The sequence below is a fragment of the Blastopirellula marina DSM 3645 genome (assembly GCF_000153105.1).
Lineage (GTDB): Bacteria > Planctomycetota > Planctomycetia > Pirellulales > Pirellulaceae > Blastopirellula > Blastopirellula marina.
Map to the genome: position 1 here is coordinate 4,240,702 of NZ_CH672376.1, position 26,954 is coordinate 4,267,655.

Genomic DNA, 26,954 nt, shown 5'->3' on the forward strand with positions numbered 1-26,954 from the left:
CGCCTGCTGCAAGTCTTCATCCATTTGCGACGTTGGCTTTTATTGAAGAAATTCCCGCTATCTACCTCACGATTTATTTCTAGTGTCAGGGTTCGCATGTCAGCAACGAAGTTTATCACCGCACTCTGTACCCCGCTTTCCGACGACGATGCGATCCACGTCGCGGGCCTTGAAGCGCACATCGAAGATCAACTGGACAACGGCATCGACAGCCTCCTGGTCGCTGGGACCATGGGTTTCATGCAAGTACTGTCGATGGAAACGTATCTGCAGTTGGTCGCCGAAAGCGTTCGAATCGGCAACGAGCGGGCCGAATTATTGGTGGGAGTGGGAGATACCGGTACGTCGACCACGTTGGCCCGCATCCGCGCGGTAGAGAATCTTCCCGTCGATGGCCTCGTGATCGTCTCTCCCTATTTCTTGAAATATACCCAAGCGGAGCTGATCGATTATTTCACCGATCTGGCCGACGCCAGCAAGAAGCCGCTGTTCTTGTATGATCTTCCGCGACTGACGGGGACGAAATTAGAAATCAGCACGGTGCTGAAGTTGAGCGAACACCCGAATATCCACGGAATCAAATGTTCTGATGACTTCGCCCAAAGCCGTCCCTTGTTGGCGTTGCAATCGGATCAGTTTCGCGTGATCATCGCGCAGCCGACGATTTTGGATGTCTTGCTAAAAGCAGGCGTCCGCGAGCATTTGGACGGCGTCTTTGGGTTCGCGCCGCACTGGATTCGCGACATGCAAACCGCGCTCGGTAAAAGAGACTGGCTCGCCGTCACGCAAATTCAAAATCAATTCAACGAGTTGCTGGCCGCCATGCAATCGATCGACGCATCGATTTTTTCCACGACCTCCGAACTTCTCAATCTGCGCGGCATCCCAGGCCGAATGGCGCCCAAGCCGCTCCGACTGCTTTCGCCGGCAGAGCAAGAGCGATTTCGCAGCTTGCCGATCGTACAACAAGCGCTCTCGAGTGAAGCATTCGCTTGCGAAGCTCCCCGTTGATCCTCTCGCCTTCTCCCTGGCGAGATTGATAAGTACCGCACCGCCTGCTCTTTCTTAATCTTTTCCGTTTGGTGAACCAATGAAGAACGTCTGTCTTCTCTGGAGCAACGCATTTCGCTGCGCCGCGATGTTTGTTTGTGCCGGCGTGCTTTGCGTCGTGACGGCGATCGAAGCGGGCGAACCGTCGACGATAGAGGATGCAGAGCGACGTAGTCTTGAGATCTTACAAACGGGACTTCAGTCTCCTGACCTCGGCGTCGCGCTAAACGCCGCCGAAGGGTTGACCAACGCCGGTAAGCAGCAGGAAGTGATCGCCGCTTTGGCGCCGCAACTAAAGCAGACGACCGAGAGCCGCCGCCGCTGCGAGTTGGCTCGCGAATTGGTGCGTGCCGGCGAACGTTCGTCTCTTGCTATCTTGGTGCAAGCGTTGCAGGACGACGTCGCTTTTGAGACGCAGACAGCCGCGTGCGAAGCACTCTTTCGGATCGAGGAAATCGGCGAGGGACCCATCTTAAGAAAACGCTTTGATCAGCTGCAAAACATCAACGCCCAGACGATCCTAGCGGCCGCTGCGCTGGCTCAATGGGGCAATCCGCTCGCGACCGCAAAACTGCGTGAAGTCATCAAGCAAGCGGAGTGGAAAGATTTGCAAATCGCCGCTTGGGCGGTCGCACGACTCGGAGATGCAGAGTCCATAGGTTTGCTGAAGACGCGTCAACAGTCCGCGTCCACAGCCAGCGATCGATTGGCGTTGAACGCCGCTCTGGCGTTGCTGGGAGATGAGACGGCGCGCCATACGCTCCCCAGTTATCTGCAAGACTCGGATCCGCTAGTACGTAGTGAGGCCATCCAATTTATTGGCGAAGCCGGTATTGTCGCCGCTCGCCCTGAATTGATTCGCTTGCTGGCCGACCCCGACGAAGGAACTACGATTCGCGCGGCTCAGGCGATTCTGAATCTATCGCATCGTAGCGACTCTCCGAAAAGCGATCCGGCGACGAATTTTGCTCGTAACGTCTTTCCCGCGACGCCCAAGTTTCCTCGCTATAGCGAAGGTTCAGTGATCGCCCTCAATGATGACGTATTGCTGTACGCGGTGACCGAATTTCAAAAATCCTCGGATCATGCCGATGCGCAAATTGTCGCTCGGCGATCGACCGACGGCGGGCTGACCTGGGGCGACAAGGAAGTGCTGCAGCCGAATACGGGGAGCCTGAATGTGATGTCGGTCACGCTCCGCTATCTTGCGCCGCCGACCGAACTGCATCGGCCGATCGGCATGTTTTATCTCAACAAGAACTCCTACAGCGACATTCGGGTCATGTTACGCATCTCGAATGACGGCTGCCGTACGTTCGGTGATCCGATTCGCGTTTCGCCGCACATGGGCTATCACATCCTCAACAACGATCGTGTCACGCGGCTCTCGACGGGGCGTTTGATCGTTCCCTTGGCGTCGACCGCAGACGTACAGCGGGTCAATCATTTTGTTTGCCAATGCTGTCTTTCGGATGATGGAGGGAAAACCTGGCGCCTTGGTAAAGAAAGCGTCGACTATCCCAAGCGGGGCGCGATGGAGCCGGAAGTTGTAGAAATCGACGGGAATCGAGTGATGATGATTTTTCGCAATCAGCTAGGGCACATCGCGCATGCGATGTCGGAAGATGGCGGCGAAACTTGGAGCGAGCCGCAGTCGCTCGGCGTGCCGGGGCCGGAAGCGCCCGCAACGATTCGGCGAATCCCCTCGACCGGCGATTTGCTGCTAATCTGGAATGACAATGTTGAGAAAGGGCGCCATCACGGCGGATCACGCAATCCGCTGTCGCTAGCGATTAGCTCTGACGAAGGCAAAACCTGGCGACTACGGCGCAACGTGGAAGCGGAGAAAGGTCACGAGTACGCCTATACGAGCGTCCTGTTTTGGAAGGGCCGCTTGTTGATGACTTACTACGTCGGCGGAGCAGGCAAGATCTCTTCTCGATTTCGCTCGATTCCGATTCGCGATCTTTATACGGAACCGGCAAGCTAGACGCGAATTCTCCCGGGCTCTTCACTTACAGCGGCCCAAAGCGGCGCAGTCTGTTTGTTTTGGTACGGAATATGCCGGCAACTTGCGGGTATAATTTCTTTCGTGTTACAAAACAGCAGGGAGCCAGCCGCGATGAGTACCGCCGTCGACATCCGCTCAGAAGTGTTGAGACAACAGTTTCGCGAAGTTCGCCAACGTTCGGAGAAGATCGCCGCTCCGCTAGAGATCGAAGATTTTGTCGTGCAGTCGATGCCGGACGCGAGTCCCATCAAATGGCATCTGGCGCACACGACCTGGTTTTTTGAGACGTTCGTGCTGCAGCCGTCGCTCGCTGACTACGTCTCGCCGTGGCCGCAGTTTGAGTATCTGTTTAATTCTTACTACAACACGGTGGGACGACCGTTTCCGCGATCCGAGCGTGGGTTGTTATCGCGGCCGACGGTGACCGATGTCTGGAAGTATCGCCGGTATGTGGACGAGCGCATCGAGGAGGTGATGTCCACGTTGGACGCCCAACTGCTGACGGTGATCGAACTAGGCGTGCATCATGAGCAACAGCATCAAGAATTGATGCTAACCGATCTGAAGCATGCGTTTTCGTGTAACCCGCTTTGTCCGGCGTATGTAGATCAAGCCGCGATCGGTGAGACGGCTGCGAGCGATCGGCGCTGGATTGCGTATGAAGGGGGAATCAGCTCGATCGGTTACGACGGAGATCAATTTTGTTACGACAACGAACAACCGGCGCACCAGACTTTGCTCGAGCCGTATGCGCTTGCGTCGCGTCTGGTTACTAGCGGCGAGTATCTCGAGTTCATGGCCGACGGCGGCTATCAAGATCCGCAGTGGTGGTTGTCGGACGGTTGGAATTTTTTGCAGAGCCAGCAGATTGTTGCTCCGCTCTATTGGCGCCAACAGGCAGAGCATTGGCTGCAATTGACGCTCGGCGGTTTGGTTCCGGTGTCACCGTCGCAGCCAGTGCATCACGTCAGCTATTACGAAGCGGACGCGTTTGCACGTTGGGCTGGGCATCGCCTGCCGACCGAACAAGAGTGGGAAACGGCCGCCCAAACCGAGTTGGCGTCGAGCGATTCGATCCAGGGTCTCTTTCTAGAAAGCGAAGAGTTCCGCCCCTTGCCGGCGTCGCTGGATGCGACAAATCGGATGCAACAGTTGTTTGGCGACGTTTGGCAGTGGACGGCGAGTCCCTACACGGCCTACCCACGGTATCGCGCGTCGGCCGGCGCTTTGGGAGAGTACAACGGCAAGTTCATGTGCAATCAGTGGGTGCTGCGCGGCGGATCGTGCGTGACGCCGCAATCGCACATCCGCGCGACCTATCGCAATTTCTTCGGACCCGGCAAACGCTGGCAGTTCAGCGGGATTCGGTTGGCGAAATCGATTTAACGGCTCATTCGTATTTCGCACAGGCGTAGGCGCCATGCCCAAATGGAAAAATGCAAGACGGCGTTAATGCTTCACTACGCGTAGCAACATCACGGCAAAGTACTCACGGTCGTCGGTCCAATATTCTTCGACGGCGAAGCCGGCTGCGGCGGCCAATTCGGTAAACTGGGCGATTGAATATTTATGCGAGTATTCGGTCAAGATTCGTTCGCCTGGGGCGAAATGAAACTCTTGCTGGCCGATCGTGACTTGTTGCTCGGTCAGGCTCTCTAAGTATAACTCGATGCGGCTTGCGGCCGAATTGAACTGCGCGACATGGCGGAACTGTGAGATTTGAAAATCGGCGTCCAGTTCGCGGTTGATGCGGTGGAGCAAATTCAAGTTGAACTCAGCGGTCACTTGCTGGGGATCGTCATAAGCGGACTGAAGCACCGCTTCCGGCTTTTCCAAATCGACGCCTATCAGCAATTCTCCCCCAAGGCGGCAGGTTGCGGCGATGGCGCGCAGTAATTGGATGGCCTGGTGGGGTTCAAAATTGCCGATGGTCGATCCGGGAAAGTAGGCGGCGACAAACTCTTGCGGAAAACTCTCCGGCAAGCAGATCGGCTGCGTGAAATCGGCCGAGAGCGGCGTGACGCTGAGTCGCGGGTAATCTCGTTTTAAAGCGACAGCCGTCTCATATAGATGCTCGGTGCTGATATCGACCGGCGCGTAGACCGCCAGACGACCGAGTTGGTCGAGCAGCAACCGCGTTTTGACGCTGCTGCCGCTGCCGAGTTCGACTAAGGTTTCGACATGGGACAGCTCTGCTGCGATCTCATGCGCGAACCGCTGCATGATGTTCATCTCGGTCCGCGTGACGTAATAGGCGTCGAGCTCACAGATTTGATCAAACAGCTGAGAGCCGCGTTGATCGTAAAAGTACTTGCAAGGCAGCGATTTATCGGCGGCGGAGAGGCCAGCGACAACATCCTGATAAAAACGCTCCAAAATTACTTCTTGCAGCGGGGCAATCATGTCCATGATCGGCGAATCCTGGGGTGTGCTTTGATTTGCCCGATGGAAAAGCATTTTGTGTGCCGATTTGCGCTGCGGAGTGAAAGTAAGCTTAAGGAAAAAAATCTGCGCAAGGAGCTCCTTTAGTGCGATCAGCATTTGGATGCCGCATTCGCAGAGATGTTACGCATCGATCACAGACTTTGGATCGATTGGCAATGGGCGCGGATTGGGGGATGGAGAGCCCTTGGGAGGACGCGGCGCGTGGAGAGGTTACCTGTTCTGGCCCAGAGCTTGCCGCAACTCGTCTTGAAATCAACGTCGGCAAGTCATGTCGTAATTTCTTGATCGGCAGGACTTATTTTGACTGCAGGTCGAGATCGAAGATGTTCTGGCCCGGTTGAACATCTCGGATCAGTTCGGTTTCGCTGTTGAATCGCGCTGGAACTTTTTCTGGTATGCCGGGATCGGCGACGCGACCACTGTCGCTCATGACTTTCTCTTTTAGCGTCGTGATACGAACTTTGTGTTCTCCGAGAAGTGCACCTTTGGCGCCAGCGGCAAACTCGACTGCGTAGTGTCCTTCGGCGTCTGTGAAGCCTTCAGCGGTGCGACCCCCTGCCGCTGGGACGAAGGAAATGGTGGCGCCTTCCAACGGCTGTCCATCCAGCTTGACGGTTCCTTCCACAATGCCTAGTTCGGGACCGCCCGAGCCGAAGCAACCAGATAAGCCGATCAAGAATAAGGCCGCGACAAATATCCGATGCATAACAATGAGTCCGTGATTCACATTATGGGAACAGGGCCTGCGCAAGGCAATCCAAGCCTTTTCGTAGGAAGTGCTAACACCAGCTGATCTAGAGAAGACGCAAAGAGTCGAGTTAGGGAAGATCGACCGGATTGCCGTCGTCGAGGCAGATCAAATACTCGTAGGCGCTGTTAACCGAGCTATTGGTATCGTGGTCAATTGTTTCGCTGATAAAGTGAACCGATCCGTCGACAAGTAAAAATTCTGCGCCGCCTGGGTGGTTACTGCTGAAACCTCGGTCGCAGTCTTGCGAGTTCGTGCAATTGAGCGACCAACGTCCGCCAGCACTGATGTATGCGTTGCCCTGTAGGCTAACGTTAGGAGAGTCACCGTTCATCAACAATTGCGTGCTGGCTCGCAGCGTACGTGAGGCAAGCTGCCAAGTACGTTCTCCGACGGCAATCGTATTACTCGTACCGTCGACAATATCGGCAAAAGAGACCGTCATGAAGCCGCTTGGCGTGCGGTCGTTTCCCATGAAGCCGTTCCAATTGTCACGATCAAGGTTGTGGCTATCATTGGCGCAAACGTAGTTTGCCGTGGCGACTTCGACGCACCCAGCGTCGGTGCAGTCGGCGTTACCACCTGAACCGGCCGGGATCTTACGCTCTGAGTTCAGCGGGGGAGCAGCGGACGAAGGACATTGATAGCCGGCGAATCCGCTTTGTGCGATGCCCAATCGCGTTGCGTCATCCAGCGACACTTCGCCAGGCAGATGGCCAACTTGAAGGCTGTCGTACAAGTTCTGCTGTTCGACCTGTGGCAAAATGAACGACGTCCAGGTCCACAAGGCGCTTTCACCCTCCGGAACGCTAGAAACGGACCACCGCGCTTTATCAGGTTGATACGAATTGGGGAATTTCTGGTAGGTGTCGTGATAGTTGTGGAGGGCCAAACCGATCTGTTTTAAATTGTTCGTGCACTGCATCCGGCGAGCCGCTTCACGCGCCTGTTGAACAGCCGGCAACAGCAGCGCAATCAGAACGCCGATGATGGCGATCACCACCAACAGCTCGACCAGCGTGAACGCATTCCGCCGCTTGCTGCAAGAGAATGGAGACCAGCATGCAACTGACAAATGGGGAGTATCTGTGATTTTGGACATCGTGCGAAACTCCGTGAAAAACGTTACATGAAGAAGTAAATCACGATCGACCGCGGTTGTTAAGCTTCGCAGGCGGCCCGTGTGCCGTTACGTGATACTACACATGCGAGGGGGTTCTGGCAACATAATCTTAAAAGTAATAAGAAATATTTCGTTCTCGCCCTCCGTAGGGAATAGCCGCCAGGCTAGAGAAATGCCGGAGAGACGCGAGAAAGAGCAGCCAGCAAATATGCGAAAGTTTTCAGCGCTGGTTCTCGGGTGAGATCCGCCCAAGCGAGGAGAACCTCTTTCATTTAGCGAGCACTTTTCTTCCGCAAGACGTTCTTCCGAGTTAATCCCTCGTGAATTGCGGATGCGATTTCGCCAGACTTTGCACGGACGCGAAAAGTAGATTAGGGAAGGCTCTTCTGCGTAATATCTGATTGATTGGGGACAGAAACTAGTTTAGGCTGTAAGTTTGCAAACTTCCCCTCTCCTGCCTGATGTTTCTCACCTCTTGCACCTAAATCTCTACGATCCGGAGGATACGCACCTCATGTCTCCAGAGTCCAACGCACAACCTGCCGCCGAATCGACCAGCGACGCTTCGAAGTCGTCCCGGCGCAACTTTATCAAAACCGGCTCGTCCCTGTTGATCGCCGGCGGCGCGATGGCCGGCACGTTGCCTTTGGCGCGTGCGGCGCATGTCTTCGGCAGCGACGTCATTAAAATCGGTCTGGTCGGCTGCGGCGGACGCGGCACCGGCGCCGCGACGCAAGCGATGAACACCGAAGGCCCGACCAAGTTGGTCGCGATGGGCGATGCATTCGGCGATCGTCTGCAATCGTGTCTGCGCGGCGTCACGTCGCGACATGCGGACAAGGTCGACGTGCCGCAAGAGCGTCAGTTCGTCGGCTTCGACGCCTACAAAAAGGTGTTGGAACAAGACATCGATCTGGTGATTTTGGCGACTCCTCCCGGTTTCCGCCCGCTGCACTTTGAATCGGCCGTGAACGCCGGCAAGCACATCTTCATGGAGAAGCCGGTTGCGACCGACGCGCCCGGCATTCGCCGCGTGTTGGCCGCCAACGAAATCGCCAAAGAAAAGAACCTCGCGGTCGCCGTTGGTCTGCAGCGTCACCATGAGCCGCGTTACATCGAAACGATCAAACGTCTGCACGACGGCGCGATCGGCGACATTGTTTTCGCGCGGGCCTATTGGAATAGCAACGGCGTGTGGATGAACACCCGCGACGCCAAGCAGACCGAGCTGGAATACCAGATGCGCAACTGGTACTACTTCAACTGGCTCTGCGGCGATCATATCGTCGAACAGCACATCCATAACCTGGACGTGATCAACTGGTTGATGCAGGGCTATCCGACCATGGCCGAAGGCATGGGCGGACGTGAAGTTCGCGTTGGCAAAGACAGCGGTCAGATCTTCGATCACCATATGATCGAATTCACCTATGGTGAAGGGACCAAGATGATGAGCTGCTGTCGTCATATTCCGAAGACGTGGAGCAGCGTTTCGGAACATGCCCACGGCACCAAGGGGTATTGCGACATTAGCGGCGCCAAGATCTTCAAGCCGAACGGCGAAGTCGCTTGGGCCTATGGCAACGGGGGCGGCAACGGTCACCAGGAAGAACATCATGACCTGTTCGCGCAGCTGCGTCGCGGCGAGATCCCGAACGAAGCCGAATATGGCGCGATGAGCACGATGACCGCGATCTTCGGTCGGATGGCGACTTACTCGGGCCGTAACCTCAGCTGGGATGAAGCGTTCAACTCGCAAGATACGTTGGCCGACTTCGACAAAATTACCTCGATGGATACCGAAGCGCCGGTTCAGCCGAACGCCGAAGGGAAGCCGACCCGCGTCGACGGTTCGCCGTACCCGACGCCGATTCCGGGCAAGACCGTTAAGGTCTAAGCCGGATCGCGACAACGAAAAAAGCGAAAAAGGGGGGCGTTCTTCGGGACGCGCCCCCTTTTTTACGTTCGTAACCGCAAGAAGTTCCTGTGAAGAGGCTTCTCATTTTCACGAGATCCGACTAGGTTACGAGATTACGCCCAATTTGCCGGAATACGTTTACCCCGCGCCCCTTTATTCCATCCGTCGCACGAAGGCCTTTTCAGGAATGCTGCAATCTCGAATCGGCTGGGCGCTCTTCTTTTGGCTTGGGCTGATTATCTTCCTGTTTACGACCGGCGCGATCGCTCTCTTTTTTCTCGACGGCATGGAGCGAGCCCGTCTGCGTCAGCTCGACTCGCTACAGACCTCGGCGCGATTCTTTCGCCGAGAGTTGGAAGCGGTCGGTTTGTCGTTTGATCCGCAAGCGTTAAGCGCGTTGGTCCAGTCGCAAGCCAAAGAGTCGGGACTGTATGTCACCGTCGCCGACTTAGACGGCAAAGTCTTGATCGATACGCGGCAAGATGCGGCGCGAATGCCGAACGTCTTGCGCTTGCCTGAATTCAAAGCGGCGGCCGAAACGGGAATGGGGGAAGCGGCGAGCGATCCGCAACTGCCGGGGCATCCGTTCTATTTCATCGCGTTGCCGTTCGAAGAGCAGGGAAAGCTCGTCGGTTATGTCCGCGTAGGGCAGGATATCGAGGCCGACGGTCTGAACGCTTCCTATCGCCTGGTAATCGGGGCGATGGCGCTGGGGATTGTGGTTTTGACCGGCGCTTATTTCATTGCTCGCCGATTTGAAGAGCGGATCGTCGCTCCGGTCCAGCAATTGACTCGCGCCTGTGCCGGCGTCGCCAAAGGAGACTACACCGGACATGTCTGGGCAGCGGCGGAAGACGAACTGGGAGAGACCGCGCGGCAGTTTTCGCAAATGCAGGCCGCAATTGATTTGCGCGTGGATGAATTGACCGGAGAGTCGAATCGGTTGAAAACCGTTCTCGGCAGCATGGTGGAAGGAGTCATCGCTGTCGACGCTCAGCAGCGCGTGCTGTTGGCCAACGGCGCCGTCCGAAAGTTATTGGCGATTCGCGCGGAAGACCCCGTTGGACGTCCCTTGTTAGAGCTGACGCGCAATCGGTCGCTGGACGAGTCGTTTCGTGCGGCGATCGCGAGTGACGAACCGTATCGAAACGAGTTTGAAGTTTCGACCACGCCGCGACGGACGCTGAGCCTGCAGGCCAATCGCTTGCCAGGCGAACCTTGCCCCGGCGTCGTGATGGTGCTGCATGACGTCACCGAACTGCGACGGTTAGAAAACATGCGACGCGAGTTTGTCTCGAGCGTTTCGCACGAACTAAAAACGCCGCTGGCGGCGGTTCGCGCCTATACCGAGACGCTGCAATTAGGTGCGATCGAAGATATTGAAAATCGCGGTTACTTTCTGTCGCAGATCATGGATTCGGCCGATCGGCTGCACGAATTGATCCAGGACATGCTTCATCTGGCTCGGATCGAATCGCGGGAAGAAGCGTTCGACATTACCGAAGTGCCGATCGCCGATGTGATCGAGAACGTCCTCCAGGTGCAGCGCGATGTCGCCGCATCACGTCAGATTGCGCTCCGAATTCATCCGCCGGAAGTAGAGATCTCGGTTTTGGGGGATGAGGAAGGAGTGCGCACAATCTTGGGCAACCTGATCGACAATGCGATGAAGTACACGCCCGAGGGGGGCTCGGTCGATGTCGCTTGGGGGCTCGAAGGATCGCATGTCGCAATCACCGTCAAAGATACCGGGCTCGGCATCCCCCAAGCGGCGCTGGAGCGGATTTTCGAGCGTTTCTTTCGCGTTGATAAGGCTCGTTCGCGCGAAATGGGAGGAACTGGGCTAGGGCTTTCGATCGTAAAACATACCGCCCAGGCAATGAACGGCGGAGTGACCGTCGAAAGCCAGGTCGGGGAAGGAAGCAAGTTTACAGTGCGGCTTCCCCGGGGATGATTTTTACAAATTAACGAAGTCGCTCACCTGGTGTTAACATGAAGTTAACAATCGGCGACTAAATTCTAGCTCATCAGGAGATTTACCCCGGCGAAACAGTCGGACCCCCCATTTTGGATTGCTTCCGATGAGCCGCCACCTGCAACGCGACCTCGACTCTCTTCACCGGGAGATTCTGTCGTTGTCGGGTCTGGTGGAAGAGATGATCGAAAAGTCGATCAAGTCGCTGTACGACCGCAGTTTCCCCTTGGCCGAAGAAGTGATCGCCGCTGACGAGCTGACCGACCAAAAGGAAGTGGTGATCGAAGAAGAGTGCCTGAAGATGCTGGCGCTGCATCAACCGGTCGCCGTCGACTTGCGACGCATCGCGACGGTGATGAAGGTCAATAATGATTTAGAGCGGATCGGCGACCTGACGGTCAACATCGCCGAGCGAGCCAAATGCTTGGTGCAATATCCAAACTTTGAGATTCCGCCCCGGATGGAGCGGATGGTCAACATCACGCGGCAGATGGTCGCCGGAGCGCTTGACGCGTTCGTCGGTCTCGATAGTCAAGCCGCGATGAACGTTCGTCTATTGGACGACGATGTCGACCTACTCAATCGCGAAATCATTCAAGAATTGCAAGACCGGATGAAGGTCTCGTCATACGAGATCGAGCCGGGTTTGCACTGCTTTTCGGCCAGTCGCCATATCGAGCGAATCGCCGACCATGCAACCAATATCGCAGAAGATGTGATTTACCTGATCGAAGGCGAAATTGTCCGGCATCAGTCGGGCCTGTCGAGTTAGTTACTGTCGAGTTAGTCACCTATCCACCCTTTAATGCAACATTACGTTGGGGATTGTTTGATGGCCCGTTTGAAAGTTCTTATCGTCGAAGACGACCGTTCTCTCGCCGACGTCTTGGCGTACAACGTGCGCCAAGCCGGATATGAAGTGATCTCGGCTTACGACGGTCAAGACGGACTTACCCAGGCTCAGATCAAAACGCCGGATCTGGTCATCCTCGACCTGATGCTGCCGGTCGTCGACGGTCACGAAGTTTGTCGTCGGCTGCGAGCGGATGCGTCGACCAAAGACATCATGATCTTGATGTTGACCGCCAAGTCGGAAGAGTCGGATCAGCTGATCGGCTTTTCGCTGGGCGCCGACGATTACGTCACCAAGCCGTTTAGCGTCAAAGTGCTGTTGGAACGAATCAAAGCTTTGGTTCGTCGCAAACGTGGCGCCGACAACTCGCTGGACGATGTCATTGCGTCGCAAGGGATCACGATCGATCGTCGCCGGCATCGCGCCACCGCGAGCGGTCGCCCATTGCAACTGACGCGCAGCGAGTTTCGCCTGCTCGAAACGCTGACCCGTCAGCCGGGCCGCGTGTTTGAACGCTCGGAACTGATCGACGCCGCTTTGGGCGAAGATACCGTCGTGATGGAACGAACCATCGACGTCCATATTCGGGCGCTGCGCCGCAAGATGGCCGATGAAGCCGAATTGATCGAAACCGTTCGCGGCGTCGGTTATCGATTCCGCGACCCAGGCGCCGTGACCGACACGACCGACGACGTCGACGCCGAGCATGTCGTCCAACACTAGGACGCCGGATATCTCAATCAAACTGCCAATAGGCCAGCCTGCAAAGCTTGGCCTATTTTCTTTCCCTTGCCGCGTGTAGCGCGGTTGAGCCGCGAGCGAGGATTCTCTAAAATCGCTCGGTTCAGCCACGCTTTGGAGAATTGATCGATATGGAACGCTCGCTTATTCTACTGAAACCCGACTGCGTTCAGCGCCGTCTCATCGGCCGGATCATCAGCCGCTTTGAAGACAAAGGGCTGAACATCGTCGGCATGAAATTGATGCAAGTTACGCCCGATCTGGCGAAACAGCACTACGCCGAACATGTCGCCAAGCCGTTTTACCCCGGTCTAGAAGCGTTCATCACCGCGTCGCCGGTTGTGGCGCTGGTTTTGGAAGGCCTGGAAGCAATTCGCGTCATCCGCGACATCCTGGGAGCGACCAGCGGACTGAAAGCGGCCGCCGGCACGATCCGCGGCGATTTCAGCAGCAGCCGCCAGATGAACCTGGTCCACGCGTCTGATGGCCCAGAAGCGGCCGCTCGCGAGATCGGCCTATACTTCACCGAGTCGGAGCTGTGCGATTGCACGCTGAGCTTGACTCCCTGGCTGCGAGCCGACGACGAATAAGTTAGACCTCCGCCGACAATCACACTCCGTTCCATGCGCCCCGCACAGGCAGGGCGCTGAAAAGGGGGTCAGGTCCCAGTTTTGCCGCAAAATTGGGACCTGACCCCCTTTTTCGGTCACACGAGAATCTCGCAGAAAATTCATTCGCTACGCAACCTTTGCCCAACAGGCCTGGGTAAGTCTATAGTGAACGCCTGAAATCTTGTGGTCTCGGCCAGTCGCTGCGGGACACGATTTCCTAGTCGCCAAAAGGAGTGAGGATCTTGAACACGGATCGATTTGCAGTCGTTAGCTTGGTTTTTCTGCTGCTGTCTTTGACGAGCTTGAAAGCCGCCGAAACGAAGCCTCAGCAACCGCTGGGCGAGAACATTTCGCTGCTCGACTCCACCGGCCAGATCCACCCCTTGGCCGCCGCGGCGGCCAAGAAGGCTCGCGTCTTTGTCTTTGTGACCGGCGAGTGTCCGATCTCCCGCGGTTACTTTCCGCTGCTCGGCCGACTCGATAAACAATGGAATACGCCCGATAGCGAAGTTTCGCTGCGAGCCGTCTGGGCCGATGTGACCGACACGCCGGCCGAGATTCGCGAGTTCGCCAAAGAGTTTTCGATTGATCTGCCGATTCTGGTCGATCGGGATGGCCAATTAGGCCAGCGTTTTCAAACCAAGTTTGTGCCGGAAGCCTTCGTGCTGGATGCGGACGGCGACCTGGTCTATCGCGGCCGCATTGATGACATGTATCGCGAGATCGGCCGCAAACGTCCCGAAGCGAGCGAACACACGCTAGCCGACGCCGTGGCGGCGGTCGTCGCCGGTCAGCCGGTCAAACAAGCAGTGACCGAAGCGGTTGGCTGCTACTACGAATCTTACGCGCCGCTCGAAGACGAAGCGGCCGAAGTGACCTATACCCGCGATGTCGCACCGATTTTGTACGCCAACTGCGTCACGTGCCATCGTGACGGAGAAGTCGGTCCCTTTCCGCTGGTCACCTACGAAGACGCGGCGAAGCGCGCTCGGCAGATCGCCCGGGTCTGCGAGTCGCGGCTGATGCCTCCGTGGAAAGTCGCCGAGCGGCATGGCGAGTTTGAAGGGCAGCGAACCCTGACCGACAAGCAGATCGCCGTCCTCAAAGCGTGGGTCGCGACCGATCGAGCCAAAGGGGACTTGGCCGACATGCCGGAGCAGCCGAAATTTCCGGAAGGTTGGTACTTGGGCGAGCCCGACTTGATTGTCGAGATGCCGGCCGAGTTTGAAGTGCCGGCCGATGGTCGCGATTTGTATCAGAACTTTGTGATTCCGATCGACATCCCGGAAGACAAGTACGTTGCGACGGTCGAGTTCAAGCCGGGCGCACCAAGCGTCGTCCATCACTCGCTCTTGTATCTCGACAAAAACGGCGCAGCGCGCAAGCTCGACGAAAGAACGCCGGAGCCCGGTTACGGCACCTTCGGCGGTCCCGGCTTCTTGCCGACCGGCAGCATCGGCGGTTGGTCGCCAGGCAAAACGCCGCGCAAACTGCCGGAAGGACTCGGTCGCTTGTTGGGCAAAGGATCGGACCTGGTGATGCAGATTCATTACCATCCCAGCGGCAAGGCCGAAAAAGACCGTTCGAAGGTCGGCATCTACTTTGTCGACAAGCCGAAGCAGGAAGCGTTCGCGCTGTGGACTTCGTCGTTTATGCATGACATCAAGCCCGGCGAGAGCGACTATCGTCTGAAGGCATCCTACACGCTGACCGAAGATGTCACGATGCTCAGCATGATTCCGCACATGCATCTGCTGGGGCAGACGATGAACGTGGTCGCCCAGTTGCCCGACGGGACGACGCGCGACTTGATTCACGTACCGCAGTGGGATTTCAACTGGCAAGACGAGTACGTGTTCGCCGAGCCGTTTCAGCTGCCCAAGGGAACGCGGATTGTTTCGACAGCGACCTATGACAACTCTGCAGAGAACCCGTCCAATCCCAGCTCGCCGCCGCAACGCGTCACCTGGGGAGAAGAGACGAACGACGAGATGCTCTACTGCTTCTTTCTGGTCACGACCGAAAAAGAGGAGTCGATCCAGCCGATGGTGATTGATCGCCTGACTCGTGAAGGCATCGACCGAGCGGCGGCGCGCTTGCGATTGAAATTAAGTGTGCGAAAATAGGTTCCGATTTATTTCTCCACTGTCTGCCCCAGGAAAGAACTCCACCATGCTGCGCAAACTTTCTCTGCTGTCGTTGTTCTTATTGACGGGCTTTCTGGTTACGCAAGCACGCGCCGCCGATTCGACGATCGATCGCGATGTGGTCTACGGAACCGTTGGCGACATGAAGCTGCTGGCCGACGTCTATTCGCCGGCGGAGAAGTCCGATGCTCCTCGCCCCGTCGTCTTGCTCATCCACGGCGGCGGCTGGCGCGGTGGAAACAAGCAAGCCGGAACCGTAGTCGCGATTGGAAAAATGTTGGCGAAACAAGGGTACGTCGCCGTCAGCATCAACTATCGCTTGGTGAAAGATGGCGCCGATGGCCAAATCGAAAACCAATGGCCCGCCGCGATCGACGATTGTCGTCAAGCGGTCCGCTGGATTCGTGAGAACGCCGAAAAGCTAAACGTTGACCCGACCAAGATCGGCGCCGCCGGCGATTCGGCCGGAGGCCATCTCGTTTCACTGCTCGGCACGACCGACGCCGCCAAGCCGGGCGAGCCGTCAACCCGCGTGCAAGCCGTCGTCAACATTTACGGCCCCGGCGACTTGACCAAAGATTGGACCAAGTATGAAATCTCGGCCAATCTCGCCGTCCAGGAGATGATCGATCGTTTCCTAAAGAAGGGAAACGAAGAAAACCAAATCGCCGCTTCCCCCACGCTGCACGTCGACGCACAGAGCGCCAACTTCTTAATCCTGCAAGGCGGCAAAGACCAACTCGTCCCCCCGAGCCAAACCGAAGCGCTGCACGAAGCGCTGAAGAAAGCGGGTCGCCAATCCGAATTCGTCCTCTACGAAAACGACGGTCACGGCTTTGGACCGGCGACAGGACTGCAGGCGCTGATGAAAGCGATGACGTTTTTTGAACGCGAGTTGAAAGGAGAGTCGGCGGCGAAGTAAGCAACAAAAACCCCGCCATTTTTTTCCCTCCGATCCCCTATTTCTCCACCAAAAATGCAACGCATCTCACCAACTGCGGCATTTGCTGGGGTAGGCCCAGGACTTCGCATGGAATCGCCGCATCCCCCTGGATCACTTCATATTGCAGACGATCGAAGACGACAACTTGACTCGCCAGCGCCGCAAGCAAGATTTCGGCATGAAAGCAGACTTGCCCATCCCTGGAGAAGGGAACAATGCGGCGGAAAACGTCCCGAGGATCGGCGACATCGCTAACCCAATTGTGATCGCTTCCTAAGATTCGCCAATCGCCGATTTGCTGGGCGATAATCAAACAGTCGAACGTTGACTGCATGTCAAAAAAGAGGCGCTGCGCCAGCGCGCTCCCGCTGGTATCTCCGCCTGGAAGATACATCTCAGGACGCTGGCGGATATGGTCGATCGGATCGATGATTTCGAGATCGGACTGGTCGTACATGGTCCAGGCGCCTTGGTGGTGTCGATGGAGACTACGAGTTTCCCGCGAATCCACTCTCTCACTGTTTTACCCTTCGACTGGGCAATTGTGCCTGATCTGTTTGGCAGTTTCCCCCGATTAAGAGTATCGTTCCGGATCGGCGGAGATTTCGAGCAATTTCTTTCTCCCCTCGCCCCTTCATGCACCGCGCGCATCGTGATAAATTGTCGCGATGAACGTCACCCCGATGATGCAGCAGTACCTCGAAGCGAAGGGAGTTTGCGGCGACGCGATCCTCTTCTTCCGGATGGGGGACTTCTACGAACTGTTTAACGACGATGCGAAGACCGCTGCGCGGGTGTTGGGGATGACCCTCACCAGCCGTGACAAAGGCGAAAACGCCACGCCGATGGCCGGCTTCCCGCATCATCAGCTCGATAACTATCTTGGCAAGCTGATCCATCTGGGGTATCGGGTCGCGATCTGCGATCAGGTCGAAAATCCCAAAGAGGCCAAGGGGATCGTCCGCCGCGAGATCACGCGGATTGTCACACCGGGTACGTTGACCGACGATGCGCTGCTCGAGCCGCGCGAGAGCAACTACTTAGCCGCCGTCGCACTGCCTGGAAAAAAGGAGACGGCCGCCGAAGTTGGGGTCGCCTGGGTCGAGATGTCGACCGGCCGCTTTTTTAGCGGCGTCTTTCCGACGGCGCGGTTGGCCGATCAGTTGGCCCGGATTGCGCCTTCCGAATGTCTGGTTCCTGAAGAGTCGAACGTGGTGCCGACGCATCTGCACGAGTCGATCTTGATGACCTATCGACCCGCCTGGGCGTTTGGCAAAGAAGGCGCCGGCGAGGTGCTGAAGCGACATTTCGAGACGATGACGCTCGAAGGCTTTGGATTTGGCGATCAGGATCAGTTGGCCGTTTGTGCGGCCGGCGCGGTGCTGGAGTACTTGGAAGAAACGCAACGGACTTCGCTGCTTCACATCGAGCGGCTCACGCCGTATCGCGCGAGTTCGACGCTCGAGATCGATGAAGCGACCCGCCGTTCGTTAGAGCTGACCCGCACGATGCGTGATGGTCGCCGCGACGGTTCGTTGCTTGCCGCGATTGATCGCTGCGTGACGGTGATGGGAAGCCGGTTGCTGGGAGATTGGCTCTCGAACCCGCTGACCGACTTAGAAGAGATTCATCGCCGGCTCGACGGGGTCGAAGAACTAGTGCTGGAGCCGGCGCTGGCCCGCGATCTGCGCGAGAGCTTGAAAGAAGTTTATGACCTCGAACGGCTGCTTGCTCGCGTGATGACGGGCCGCGCGTCGCCGCGCGATCTCGGTTACATCTGCAAAACGCTCGAGCGTCTACCGCATATCAAAGCGAAGATCACGTCGCGGCGAAGCAGCATGCTGCGGCTGTTAGAAGAGCGGTTGGATCTGTGCTCCGAGATTCGCTCACAACTTGCCGAGGCGCTGGATGACAGCTTGCCCCTTTCTCCGCGTGACGGCGGCGTGATTTGCACAGGATTCAATGCCGATCTGGATCATCTGCGCGGTTTGGCGGCCGGCGGTAAGCAGTGGATCGCCGAGTATCAGAAGCAGGAGATCGAGCGGACCGGCATCGCCAACTTGAAGGTCGGCTTCAACAAGGTGTTTGGTTACTATCTGGAAGTGACCAACGTCAACCGCGAACGCATTCCGACCGACTATATCCGCAAGCAGACGCTCAAGAATGCCGAACGCTACATCACGCCAGAGCTGAAAGAGTACGAAGAAAAGGTCCTCTCCGCCGACGAAAAAGCGAAAGACCTGGAGTACGAGTTGTTCGGCCAGTTGCGCGATGCGGTGCAGCTGGACGCCAAGCGAATTCAGCAAACCGCCGACGTGCTGGCCAACTTGGACTGTCTGTTGTCGTTGGCCGAACTGGCGCGGGAACGCAACTATTGTCGCCCTCAGGTGGGCGAGTCAGCGGTGCTGCGGATCTTGGATGGCCGTCACCCGGTGCTTGACTTGAAAGAGATCGAAGGGGGCTTTGTTCCGAACGACGCACAGCTCGACAGCGAATCGGGCTTTATCGGCCTGATCACCGGCCCCAACATGGCGGGCAAAAGCACCTACATTCGCCAGGTCGCGCTCATCTCGCTGATGGCGCAGATGGGAAGTTTTGTGCCGGCTCGCGAAGCCGATCTAGGGATCGTCGATCGGATTTTCGCGCGGGTTGGCGCCAGCGACGAGCTGTCACGCGGGCAAAGTACGTTCATGGTCGAAATGACCGAGACGGCTCGCATTTTGAACACGGCGACCAATCGCAGTCTGGTGATCCTGGACGAGATCGGCCGCGGCACCAGCACCTATGACGGCGTTTCACTTGCTTGGTCGATCGTCGAGTATCTGCATGACAAGATCGGCTGCCGCACGTTGTTTGCGACCCATTATCACGAGCTGACTGATCTACGGAGTTCGCTCCCCGGCGTCGTTAATTTGAACGTCGCCGTTAAAGAATGGGACGACAAGGTGATCTTCCTGCACAAGATCGTTCCCGGCGCCGCCGACAAAAGCTATGGCATCTATGTCGCTCGTTTGGCCGGCGTGCCGCGCGAAGTGAATGAGCGAGCCAAGCAGATTTTGAATCAGCTAGAATCAGAGCATCTCGACAGCGGCGGCAACGCGAAGATCGCCTCGAAAAAAGAGCGCCGCCCCAAGACCGATTTGCAACTGAGTTTGTTCGGTCCGCACGAGCACCCGCTGCTAGAGAAGTTGCGCGAGGTTGATGTCGACGAGACGACCCCGCTGCAGGCATTGCAATTGTTGCAGGCCTGGAAAAAAGATTTGCACGACGAAGGAGCACCCGGTGGCTAACTTTGCAGAACGATTGGCGACGGCTGTCCAGCAGAAGGGAACTCCGACGCTGGTCGGTATCGATCCGCGGTTCGAGCAGCTTCCTCCTTCGCTGCAAACCGATTCATCGCTAGCCGGCCAAGCCGCCGCATTTGAAAAATTCTCGTGCGAGTTGATCGACGCGATCGCCGACCTGGTCGCTGTGGTCAAGCCGCAGGCCGCTTTCTTTGAGCAACTCGGACCGCTGGGCATGGCGGCGCTCGCCAAGGTGGTGACGTATGCGCGGCAGCAGGGTTTGCTGGTGATCCTCGACTGCAAACGAGGGGATATCGGCAGCACGGCCGAAGCGTACGCCAAAGCGTACTTAGGAGCTGACAGCGCCTGGGGCGGCGATTGCTTGACGGTCAATCCTTATCTGGGCGATGACAGTCTGACGCCGTTTGTCGACCAGTGCGTCGCGACGGACTCCGGCATTTTTGTGTTGGTTAAGACGTCGAACCCCGGCAGCGGCACGCTGCAAGATCTATCGATCGACGGTCAGACGATCTATCGCCGGATGGCCGCGCATGTCGAGTCGTTGGCCGCTGCGACCAAAATGCCGGGCCAATCGTACGGCGCGGTTGGCGCCGTTGTCGGAGCAACCTACCCCGAGCAGCTCTCTGAGTTGCGAGAAGTGATGCCGTCGGCCTGGCTGCTAGTGCCGGGCTTCGGCAGCCAAGGAGGCGGGCCCAAGGATGTCGCCGCGGCGTTTGACGCCAACGGACTGGGAGCGCTGATTAACAACTCTCGCGGGATCAACTTCGCGTTCGCCAAAGAGCCTTACAAATCGAAGTACGGCGAGGCGAAATGGCAAGACGCGAGCGCCGCCGCGACGCGCGACATGATCGCCGCGCTGAAGGCCGACACGCCGGCCGGAAGGCTCGCTGCAAGTTAGTCAAGGATTGCGCTAAAAAGCGGGTAGATTATCGCGCGGCGTAATTGAGGATCTTTGCGCATCGGGGCCAGCGGCTGGGCAATTCTGTGCGCGTCTTGTTTCTACCGGCGCTGGCGCGGCTGTTACAGAAATTTCTGAAGATGGCAATTTCATCGCCAGTGTGCTTTCTTTACGCGCATGAACCGCACATCCAGTCCGCTTGAATCCGGGCTCTCCGGCTCGCGAGAAAAAGAACTGGGAAAGAAAAAAGAATGCTTGGCGTTGCCAGCAGTCATTCCCCCCAGGTGAATGCTAGGCAGCTTTATACGCACCGCTATTTTGAAGTTCTCCTCATGCCCCACGTGAGAGCCCCGAAAATATCGCGAACTTGTCCATTCGGACTTGGGATTTATTCGTTTCATTTTCTTGGGGTCTCTGTATGTCAAATTCTTTGCGCGGTTGGCGAATTCGACGTGGATTTACGCTGGTCGAACTCTTGGTGGTGATTGCGATTATCGGCGTCTTGATCGCGCTGCTGCTGCCGGCAGTGCAACAAGCGCGCGAAGCGGCGCGGCGCATGTCGTGCAGCAACAACATGAAGCAAATCGGCTTGGCGATGCATACGTTTCATGACACCTACGGCGCGTTCCCGCTGGGACAGCCCAACAACGATAATCACGCATTCTCGTGGTCGTTTCTGCTGCTGCCGCAACTAGAGCAGCAAGCGATTTTCGAGCTGCCGCAAAGCTATGTCGGCGGAGACGGGGAGAAAGCGTATCTCGTTTTTCGATCGGGCCCAAATCAGCTGCCCGCGCCCTGGAGCGGATCCAATATTGATACCGCCAGCGAAGGTGGATCGAAGATGAGCGAGCCGTGGTTCACCGGCTGGCGCAGCAGTCTGCAGAACATTACGATCAAAACTTACATCTGTCCTTCCGATATTCTGCCCGAATACGACGACAACGGTTGGGGGAAGACCAACTACCTGGGGAATAACGGCTGGTCGTATCGCGACGGGATCAATCATGACGGCACGGCGCGAACCGGTTGCGGCGAGTTTCATGGGGACAAGCAAAACGGCGTGATTCTCTTTTCCAGCGACGACAATCGGAACTGGATGACCGACTTCGCCCAGATCACCGACGGCTCTAGCAATACGGTCGCCGTCGGCGAAGTGACCGAAACCGGCGGGACGTCGGCGACCAACAACACGAGTTGTCGCTATCCCATCTGGGCCGGCGGAAACGGCGGTAATTGCAACGGACTGTGCATCGGCGCTTCGCTTCGAATCATGGACTACGACTATTATCTGAACCGCGCCGACAATACCGACGAAGCCGACCAAAGCTTCGGCAGCAAGCATCCCGGCGGCGCGCTGTTTCTGTTTGTCGACGGTTCGGTTCACTTTGTCAGCGAGAACGTCAATCTCGACACCTATCGCGCGATGGGCTCGCGAAACGATGGCGCCGTATTCGAGCTTCCCTAGGCGCGTTCGCGATGTTCCAACGTCAGCGCAGGCCAGGCGACTTTCTGTCTGCCTGCGCGCAGCGCGTGCAGATTTCCCAGCATCAAATTAAGAGAACGGATCAAAGGACCATGAGCAAACATACGATTAGAAAAAACGGCCCGACTATCGCCGCCGCGGCGATCTTGCTGCTAGTGAGCACCGGATGTGGAAGTTCGGGAGGGATTGCAACCGCGCCGGTGCAGGGGACCGTCACTTGGGAGGGAGAGCCGGTTACCGCAGGCGCGATTACGTTTCGACCCAGTGCTGCCGGCAAGTCGGCCTCCGGCAAGATTCAATCGGACGGGACATTTGAACTGGGAACCTATCACGAAACGGACGGCGCCGTGATCGGACCCGGCGTCTTGTCTTATACGGCCCCCCGAGCCGAGTTGCCCAAGAACCTACGTCCCGGGCAATCGTTGCCCAAGGGGCAATACACGGGCCTAACGCCGCAGGATGCTTCCATCGAGATTCATGACGGCGTCAATACGCTGCGAATTGAACTGACTCCGCGTCGCTAAGCGAGAGGCGGGATATAAGACCATGCCAGGCCGCGCCAGACAATTTTGCGGACTTTTACGAACGATCCTCTCTTGTATAGAGAAAAACGAGGGATCGCTGTAGTTTTGCAAAAGGGAGATTCGCCGCCTCATTCCGGGGGAAAATGGATTCCAAGGGGGGAGAAACCTGTATTTCGGCTCAGATCTTTTGCTGGATGTCGAAAGAATTGCCAAAATAGTTGTCGGTAAATCGGGGGCGTCCTGAAGAAGATTTGGGCAAAACTGCGCATTTATTTCTCGCGGCAGCGTTTGGGGAATTGGGAGTGCATTTTGGTGGAAAGGATGCATGCGCCGTTTTTACTCGTGCTTTCTGCATAAGTAAGAGTTGATATTCGCCTGCTAGGCGACTTCTCGTTTTTGAGACGAAGAAAGATATTTTCCTGACGCCATGTTATGCAAAAGGCGCCCCCCAGTCGGAAGTATGGATAGGTTCGATAACCCTTCGTATTTTGGCGTTTGCCCCACTGATTTAGCGCAACCCCATCATGCCCCACGGTTGCGAATCAACTGCCTAGCGCCTATGCGACAGGCATCGAATTTATTTTTCATGTTTTAGGGGACGCTCAAATGCAGATCTCTTTCTTCGGCGGACGCCGCCGTAGCGCCTTCACGTTGGTTGAGTTGTTGGTGGTCATTGCGATCATCGGCGTTTTGATCGCTCTGCTGCTGCCGGCCGTGCAACAAGCCCGCGAAGCGGCGCGCCGGATTAGCTGCAGCAACAACTTGAAGCAGTTGGGCCTGGCGATGCACAACTACCACGATACGTACCTGTCGTTGCCGTATGGGCAGTTCGCCTATGGTCTGTATAGCGGGATCAATCCCGAATTTACGGATACAGCTGGGGAGCAACCCTATGGCGCTACCTGGTTCCAGGGGACTCTTCCTTTTGTGGAGCAGTCGGCAATCTACGACGCGATCAAAACTGATATGCCCAGCATGCCGTCGACGGATTGGAGTTCGACTGCTCGCAATACGGTCGTGTCGTCATTTGTCTGCCCGTCAGACCCAAGCGGCGGTAAGGTTGGCACGGTCGGTTTTCAAGGAAATTACCTCGGCAATGCCCACACAGATACTCTAAATCCGGGCAATCTCGGAGATGCAGTGGGAGTGCTCTTCATGAAGTCGAGCATCAACTTCCGCGATGTTACGGATGGAACGAGCAATACGCTGATGTTTGGCGAGTGTGTCCAGGATGCGAATGGCGAGCCGGCTGATGCAATTGGCGGCTACTGGGATGGGCAATTTATGGAAACCATGTTTACCGCACGATCTTCGTGGGGTTTCAACAATGCTCAGATTCCCGACATTGGCGATGGTGCACGCTGTTTCTCGTCGACAAAGCGCCTTTGTTCCCCGAGTGGTCCCTACGCGTCGACCTACATGCTTCGCAGCTATCATCCAGGCGGCGTCATGACTTCGCGAGTTGATGCCTCGGTCTCGTTCCTGCCGGATACGATGAACAAGGATATCTTCAGCTATATGGGGGCCCGCAATGACGGAAACGTCGTGAGCGGTTCATTCTAAGCGATAGCGATCGCCATTGTTGAAGTGTCCCAAGGTGGAACGCTCAACTAGAAAATTGCTGGCGCCGCAATCTGCTGCTGGGCGATGCGGCGCTAGACTTCTCGGCGAATTAGCGGCGGTTCACTGTAATCCTATCTACGAAGGGCGCGGAATGTTGGCCATGTCAACTTGAATTCTGTGATATACCAATGAACAAATTTGCGATCCAAAAATTCATAGCGATAGCTGTAATTATTATTGCTGCGGCGAGTGTTGGTTGCTCCAGAGGCCCCGTAACATTTACTGTATCGGGGACGGTGACTGTCGATGGAACGCCCGTCAATAAGGGCTATGTCATCTTTTCCCCGGTGCAAGGTTCCGCAAATTCGGCCGTTTCCGGCGAAGTAGAAAACGGAAGCTATACGCTGAAATGCATCCCGGGCGAACAGAAGGTGACGATAACTGGGCAGATGGTCAGCGGTTCGATTGTTCCTCTACGCTATCTCGAAGAAAGCTCGGATCTTTCAGCCGATGTGGGCGAGGACAAAATGACGATTAACTTTGACTTGACGTCAAAAGTGCGACGACGTCGATAGTCTGGTCCGGTAAAAATCAGAGCCGGAAGCGTCATTTTGGCGACGCTTCCGGAGGGCCATTTCTAAGAATAGCGACCACAACGCAGATCCAGCCCGCAGCAAACGCCAGAGCGCCGATGGGATCGAATATCGCCACGATTGGCATATCGCAAATACCGGCCACAATTGGGCAGACCCCGATAATGATTGCGGCGAGCGAAAAACTTGCTGCGCCGCCGATCGCCGGGAGTCGACTTTGGCGATGGTTGGCGCTAATGAGGCCCATCGCGATCATCGACAAAGAGATATACATCAGATTCTGGGATCCTTTGCGGTATTGAACGCGTCGAGCTTCGTTCTCCGCACGGTCCAAATCGTTGATGACGCTTCGCTTGGGTTTTGCGATCGTGCCATCCGCATTGAGCACTGGAGGCAGCTCAACTTCTTTTGTCGCTAACTCAAGATTGAAGTGTCGCGTAATCGTTGGTTCGAATACGACTCCGACCAGTGCGGCGTTCAATCCAAGCAATGCACCAGTAATTAAATTCAACCGCGACATGACTTTGGCCCTTACTCAAGATAAAAGATGGAGGAATGGGACGTGTATGGTATTGTAAATAAGTGGCGCGAACATGGTAGTGCCGTCGTACGCACAAGCGATAAAAATGTCAAATGAAATTCTTGTGTATGATGTTATGAAATGTCGTAACTAAATGGGAATTATCTTCCGCCCGAGTTTCCATTTCTCGCTTCTGGTTTTCTGCGTGTCGGCAACCAGTCTTCGCGTTTCTGGGCGAATCCGCCCAATTTCTAAAGTACACTAGCGCCACAGGCCCGTTCTTTCCAAAGAAGCAGTTTGCGGCCTGCCGTCTTTGTTGAACCAGATCGTCATAGACGTTCTAATAGCCGCTCCCCCGTCGATTTTCCCCCCCGCTGGAGTTCCGCTCATGCACTCTTGGTATCTACGGCTGTCTGGCCCATCCTTGGCTTTGGCCGTGATCGTATCGCTGCTGCTCAGCTCGTCGTTGTTTGCGCAAGGCCGTGGTCGCGGTCCGTCGCAAAATGCGGCTCCGTCGGAGCCGACGACGCAAGATCCGCGGCTGCTGAAGTTTCAGAAAGAGTTTGTCGAGAAGGCGGAAGATCTGGGAGACGAGTACGCTCGCAAGCAAGACTGGGCCAAGGCGAAGTCGGTTTTTATCGAGATCTTGAAGCTTGCTCCGCAGTACAAAGGGGCGAAAGACAAGCTGGAAGCGATCAATCGCAATTTGATTGGTTCGAACCGCAAATCGCTGACGATTAGCGCCAACGGCGATTGGCGCGATACCGGCATCAATGTGAACAAGGGAGCTTTGCTCCGGATCGTCGCCGAAGGGAAGTGGACCTTTGTGTATGAAGGGGACGCCGACGGAGTCGAGCCGCCGCGCGAACTGCGCGACCTGAAACTAGGGAGCCTGGTCGGCTATATCGCCGTACCCGGCGACAAAAAGCCGCAGCCGTTTACGATCGGCAAGCAGCGCGATTTCGCCGCGCCGGCGTCAGGGCGATTGTTCTTGAAAATGTTCGACGTCGATAACTCGGACAATCAGGGAACGATGGCGGTGGAAATTGGCGGTGAGTTCGAATAGAACGCCGTCATGAGCACTCCATCTGTGGAAGGCATAGGCCGCATTCCAATGATCGGTCGCTGGATCGGTCTCGCGGTTGCGATCGCCTTTGTCGTTGGTCCAAGTCTCGGTTGGCAATTGCATCCCGAAGACCCCCAGCTCAATTACATGGCGGCCGTCGCTGCGCTGATGGCGGTTTGGTGGCTGACCGAAGCGTTGCCGATCGCGGCGACGGCGCTGGTTCCGCTGGCGCTCATGCCGTTGTTGGGCATTCAATCAATGGCCGATGTGTCGGCCAGCTACGGCAGTCGCTTTATCTTTCTGTTCTTGGGGGGATTTTTAATCGCTCTGGCGGTGGAAGAAAGCGGTTTGCATCGCCGCATCGCGCTGTCGATCGTCTATGCGATGGGGGATCAACCGCGGCGGATTGTGCTCGGTTTTATGATCGCGACGGCGGC

The 26,954-nt window shown here is 56.5% G+C and carries 23 protein-coding genes; 18 read left to right on the plus strand and 5 right to left on the minus strand.

The features are described from left to right. Positions 1 to 96 precede the first annotated feature (96 nt). The 3 genes from DSM3645_RS18985 to egtB all read left to right on the plus strand — a co-directional run bounded on the left by DSM3645_RS18985 (position 97) and on the right by egtB (position 4,447). Complete coding sequence (locus DSM3645_RS18985) at positions 97 to 1,011, plus strand: dihydrodipicolinate synthase family protein (RefSeq protein WP_002653913.1); 915 nt, start codon at positions 97 to 99, stop codon at positions 1,009 to 1,011. Positions 1,012 to 1,090: 79 nt separating this feature from the next. Then, a complete protein-coding gene (locus DSM3645_RS18990) occupies positions 1,091 to 3,040 on the plus strand; it encodes an exo-alpha-sialidase (RefSeq protein WP_002653914.1) in 1,950 nt (649 codons plus the stop codon). A gap of 132 nt (positions 3,041 to 3,172) precedes the next feature. Continuing rightward, complete coding sequence (gene egtB, locus DSM3645_RS18995; protein ID WP_002653915.1) at positions 3,173 to 4,447, plus strand: ergothioneine biosynthesis protein EgtB; 1,275 nt, start codon at positions 3,173 to 3,175, stop codon at positions 4,445 to 4,447. Positions 4,448 to 4,510: 63 nt separating this feature from the next. Here the strand turns inward: egtB and egtD are convergent, their stop codons facing one another. The 3 genes from egtD to DSM3645_RS19010 all read right to left on the minus strand — a co-directional run bounded on the left by egtD (position 4,511) and on the right by DSM3645_RS19010 (position 7,356). Beyond that, positions 4,511 to 5,470, minus strand: a complete 960-nt coding sequence (gene egtD / locus DSM3645_RS19000) for an L-histidine N(alpha)-methyltransferase (protein WP_002653916.1) — start codon at positions 5,468 to 5,470, stop codon at positions 4,511 to 4,513. Positions 5,471 to 5,801: 331 nt separating this feature from the next. Further along, positions 5,802 to 6,212, minus strand: a complete 411-nt coding sequence (locus tag DSM3645_RS19005) for a carboxypeptidase-like regulatory domain-containing protein (RefSeq protein WP_002653917.1) — start codon at positions 6,210 to 6,212, stop codon at positions 5,802 to 5,804. Between the two features lie 112 nt (positions 6,213 to 6,324). Then, a complete protein-coding gene (locus tag DSM3645_RS19010; protein WP_081444895.1) occupies positions 6,325 to 7,356 on the minus strand; it encodes a DUF1559 domain-containing protein in 1,032 nt (343 codons plus the stop codon). Between the two features lie 535 nt (positions 7,357 to 7,891). Here DSM3645_RS19010 and DSM3645_RS19015 point away from each other — a divergent pair. The 7 genes from DSM3645_RS19015 to DSM3645_RS19045 all read left to right on the plus strand — a co-directional run bounded on the left by DSM3645_RS19015 (position 7,892) and on the right by DSM3645_RS19045 (position 16,544). Beyond that, positions 7,892 to 9,274 (plus strand): Gfo/Idh/MocA family protein, encoded by a 1,383-nt coding sequence (locus DSM3645_RS19015; RefSeq protein WP_002653919.1) that lies wholly within the window; start codon positions 7,892 to 7,894, stop codon positions 9,272 to 9,274. Between the two features lie 208 nt (positions 9,275 to 9,482). Further along, positions 9,483 to 11,249, plus strand: a complete 1,767-nt coding sequence (locus DSM3645_RS28630) for a sensor histidine kinase (RefSeq protein ID WP_002653920.1) — start codon at positions 9,483 to 9,485, stop codon at positions 11,247 to 11,249. Between the two features lie 127 nt (positions 11,250 to 11,376). After that, positions 11,377 to 12,042: a phosphate signaling complex protein PhoU gene (phoU, locus tag DSM3645_RS19025; protein WP_002653921.1), complete on the plus strand. Its 666-nt coding sequence runs from the start codon at positions 11,377 to 11,379 to the stop codon at positions 12,040 to 12,042. 60 nt (positions 12,043 to 12,102) lie between these two features. Beyond that, positions 12,103 to 12,846: a response regulator gene (locus DSM3645_RS19030; protein ID WP_002653922.1), complete on the plus strand. Its 744-nt coding sequence runs from the start codon at positions 12,103 to 12,105 to the stop codon at positions 12,844 to 12,846. 149 nt (positions 12,847 to 12,995) lie between these two features. Beyond that, on the plus strand, positions 12,996 to 13,454 hold the full coding sequence (gene ndk, locus DSM3645_RS19035) for a nucleoside-diphosphate kinase (protein ID WP_002653923.1): 459 nt from the start codon (positions 12,996 to 12,998) through the stop codon (positions 13,452 to 13,454). Positions 13,455 to 13,708: 254 nt separating this feature from the next. Further along, on the plus strand, positions 13,709 to 15,601 hold the full coding sequence (locus tag DSM3645_RS19040; RefSeq protein WP_116344440.1) for a redoxin domain-containing protein: 1,893 nt from the start codon (positions 13,709 to 13,711) through the stop codon (positions 15,599 to 15,601). 46 nt (positions 15,602 to 15,647) lie between these two features. Continuing rightward, positions 15,648 to 16,544, plus strand: a complete 897-nt coding sequence (locus tag DSM3645_RS19045) for an alpha/beta hydrolase (RefSeq protein ID WP_002653925.1) — start codon at positions 15,648 to 15,650, stop codon at positions 16,542 to 16,544. A 37-nt stretch (positions 16,545 to 16,581) separates the two neighbouring features. Here the strand turns inward: DSM3645_RS19045 and DSM3645_RS19050 are convergent, their stop codons facing one another. Further along, positions 16,582 to 17,022: a hypothetical protein gene (locus DSM3645_RS19050; RefSeq protein WP_002653926.1), complete on the minus strand. Its 441-nt coding sequence runs from the start codon at positions 17,020 to 17,022 to the stop codon at positions 16,582 to 16,584. 211 nt (positions 17,023 to 17,233) lie between these two features. Between DSM3645_RS19050 and mutS the strand changes: the two genes are divergently transcribed. The 6 genes from mutS to DSM3645_RS19080 all read left to right on the plus strand — a co-directional run bounded on the left by mutS (position 17,234) and on the right by DSM3645_RS19080 (position 24,913). After that, positions 17,234 to 19,855, plus strand: coding sequence for a DNA mismatch repair protein MutS (gene mutS / locus DSM3645_RS19055; RefSeq protein WP_002653927.1), 2,622 nt, complete (start codon positions 17,234 to 17,236; stop codon positions 19,853 to 19,855). Further along, positions 19,848 to 20,768: an orotidine-5'-phosphate decarboxylase gene (pyrF, locus tag DSM3645_RS19060; protein WP_002653928.1), complete on the plus strand. Its 921-nt coding sequence runs from the start codon at positions 19,848 to 19,850 to the stop codon at positions 20,766 to 20,768. Before mutS ends, pyrF begins: the two co-directional genes overlap by 8 nt. Positions 20,769 to 21,186: 418 nt before the next feature. Next, positions 21,187 to 22,233 carry a DUF1559 domain-containing protein gene (locus DSM3645_RS19065; protein ID WP_002653929.1) on the plus strand — a complete coding sequence of 349 codons (1,047 nt, stop codon included), beginning with the start codon at positions 21,187 to 21,189 and terminating at the stop codon, positions 22,231 to 22,233. Between the two features lie 110 nt (positions 22,234 to 22,343). Then, the gene (locus DSM3645_RS28635; protein WP_002653931.1) at positions 22,344 to 22,775 is read left to right on the plus strand and encodes a hypothetical protein; all 432 of its coding nucleotides are present in this window, start codon (positions 22,344 to 22,346) and stop codon (positions 22,773 to 22,775) included. Between the two features lie 606 nt (positions 22,776 to 23,381). Then, complete coding sequence (locus DSM3645_RS19075) at positions 23,382 to 24,338, plus strand: DUF1559 domain-containing protein (protein ID WP_002653932.1); 957 nt, start codon at positions 23,382 to 23,384, stop codon at positions 24,336 to 24,338. A gap of 188 nt (positions 24,339 to 24,526) precedes the next feature. Beyond that, positions 24,527 to 24,913 (plus strand): hypothetical protein, encoded by a 387-nt coding sequence (locus DSM3645_RS19080; protein ID WP_131282716.1) that lies wholly within the window; start codon positions 24,527 to 24,529, stop codon positions 24,911 to 24,913. A 31-nt stretch (positions 24,914 to 24,944) separates the two neighbouring features. On the opposite strand, the gene DSM3645_RS19085 is transcribed toward DSM3645_RS19080, so the two are convergent. Further along, positions 24,945 to 25,451, minus strand: coding sequence for a hypothetical protein (locus tag DSM3645_RS19085; RefSeq protein ID WP_002653934.1), 507 nt, complete (start codon positions 25,449 to 25,451; stop codon positions 24,945 to 24,947). A 388-nt stretch (positions 25,452 to 25,839) separates the two neighbouring features. Here DSM3645_RS19085 and DSM3645_RS19090 point away from each other — a divergent pair, with 388 nt between their 5' ends. Both DSM3645_RS19090 and DSM3645_RS19095 read left to right on the plus strand, forming a co-directional pair. Then, entirely contained in the window at positions 25,840 to 26,517 is a 678-nt protein-coding gene (locus DSM3645_RS19090) for a hypothetical protein (protein WP_040351978.1), read from the plus strand. Positions 26,518 to 26,526: 9 nt separating this feature from the next. Beyond that, a partial coding sequence (locus DSM3645_RS19095) for an SLC13 family permease (protein ID WP_202594963.1) occupies positions 26,527 to 26,954 on the plus strand: 428 nt, incomplete at its 3' end.

Bases quoted from the DNA above. Each gene is read 5' to 3' on its own strand.
- DSM3645_RS18985 (WP_002653913.1), top strand. From the start codon at position 97: ATGTCAGCAACGAAGTTTATCACCGCACTCTGTACCCCGCTTTCCGAC.
- DSM3645_RS18990 (WP_002653914.1), top strand. From the start codon at position 1,091: ATGAAGAACGTCTGTCTTCTCTGGAGCAACGCATTTCGCTGCGCCGCG.
- egtB (WP_002653915.1), top strand. From the start codon at position 3,173: ATGAGTACCGCCGTCGACATCCGCTCAGAAGTGTTGAGACAACAGTTT.
- egtD (WP_002653916.1), bottom strand. From the start codon at position 5,470: ATGGACATGATTGCCCCGCTGCAAGAAGTAATTTTGGAGCGTTTTTAT.
- DSM3645_RS19005 (WP_002653917.1), bottom strand. From the start codon at position 6,212: ATGCATCGGATATTTGTCGCGGCCTTATTCTTGATCGGCTTATCTGGT.
- DSM3645_RS19010 (WP_081444895.1), bottom strand. From the start codon at position 7,356: ATGTCCAAAATCACAGATACTCCCCATTTGTCAGTTGCATGCTGGTCT.
- DSM3645_RS19015 (WP_002653919.1), top strand. From the start codon at position 7,892: ATGTCTCCAGAGTCCAACGCACAACCTGCCGCCGAATCGACCAGCGAC.
- DSM3645_RS28630 (WP_002653920.1), top strand. From the start codon at position 9,483: ATGCTGCAATCTCGAATCGGCTGGGCGCTCTTCTTTTGGCTTGGGCTG.
- phoU (WP_002653921.1), top strand. From the start codon at position 11,377: ATGAGCCGCCACCTGCAACGCGACCTCGACTCTCTTCACCGGGAGATT.
- DSM3645_RS19030 (WP_002653922.1), top strand. From the start codon at position 12,103: ATGGCCCGTTTGAAAGTTCTTATCGTCGAAGACGACCGTTCTCTCGCC.
- ndk (WP_002653923.1), top strand. From the start codon at position 12,996: ATGGAACGCTCGCTTATTCTACTGAAACCCGACTGCGTTCAGCGCCGT.
- DSM3645_RS19045 (WP_002653925.1), top strand. From the start codon at position 15,648: ATGCTGCGCAAACTTTCTCTGCTGTCGTTGTTCTTATTGACGGGCTTT.
- DSM3645_RS19050 (WP_002653926.1), bottom strand. From the start codon at position 17,022: ATGTACGACCAGTCCGATCTCGAAATCATCGATCCGATCGACCATATC.
- mutS (WP_002653927.1), top strand. From the start codon at position 17,234: ATGAACGTCACCCCGATGATGCAGCAGTACCTCGAAGCGAAGGGAGTT.
- DSM3645_RS19065 (WP_002653929.1), top strand. From the start codon at position 21,187: ATGTCAAATTCTTTGCGCGGTTGGCGAATTCGACGTGGATTTACGCTG.
- DSM3645_RS28635 (WP_002653931.1), top strand. From the start codon at position 22,344: ATGAGCAAACATACGATTAGAAAAAACGGCCCGACTATCGCCGCCGCG.
- DSM3645_RS19075 (WP_002653932.1), top strand. From the start codon at position 23,382: ATGCAGATCTCTTTCTTCGGCGGACGCCGCCGTAGCGCCTTCACGTTG.
- DSM3645_RS19080 (WP_131282716.1), top strand. From the start codon at position 24,527: ATGAACAAATTTGCGATCCAAAAATTCATAGCGATAGCTGTAATTATT.
- DSM3645_RS19085 (WP_002653934.1), bottom strand. From the start codon at position 25,451: ATGTCGCGGTTGAATTTAATTACTGGTGCATTGCTTGGATTGAACGCC.
- DSM3645_RS19090 (WP_040351978.1), top strand. From the start codon at position 25,840: ATGCACTCTTGGTATCTACGGCTGTCTGGCCCATCCTTGGCTTTGGCC.